Source organism: Cohnella fermenti (assembly GCF_004801405.1).
GTDB lineage: Bacteria > Bacillota > Bacilli > Paenibacillales > Paenibacillaceae > Cohnella > Cohnella fermenti.
In genome coordinates this window covers 1-391 of sequence record NZ_SSOB01000138.1, presented here as the reverse complement: position 1 = coordinate 391, position 391 = coordinate 1, and the positions used below count along the sequence as shown (strand labels likewise).

The window sequence follows — 391 nt, the reverse complement described above, 5'->3', positions numbered from 1 at the left end:
CCAACCAATTTCATAACCCATCACTTTGTGGGGCATTTACTATGGGGACATAGCTCAGCTGGGAGAGCACCTGCCTTGCACGCAGGGGGTCAGGAGTTCGATCCTCCTTGTCTCCACCATTTGCATCACCTAATGTACTTGTACCTTGACAACTGGATACGAAACGATTAGCGCAATTTAGAATGTATCTTCTGCCTTAGTGTTTGGCTAAGAGCGAAGGAAGATCGCAATGAACGAGTTTTTCTCAACTAGGTGAAGCTGCTTTTGCAGCGACGTTAGGTTGAGAACCATACGAGTGAATGCGAACTTCCGGAGCGATGGTTAAGCTAATAAGGGCGCACGGAGGATGCCTAGGCGCCAGGAGCTGAAGAAGGACGCGGCGAACAGCGAA

At 49.6% G+C, this 391-nt stretch carries 1 tRNA gene; it reads left to right on the top strand.

The features are described from left to right. Positions 1–43 precede the first annotated feature (43 nt). Positions 44–119 (top strand) — tRNA-Ala (locus E6C55_RS33360). The last annotated feature ends 272 nt before the right edge of the window (positions 120–391 follow it).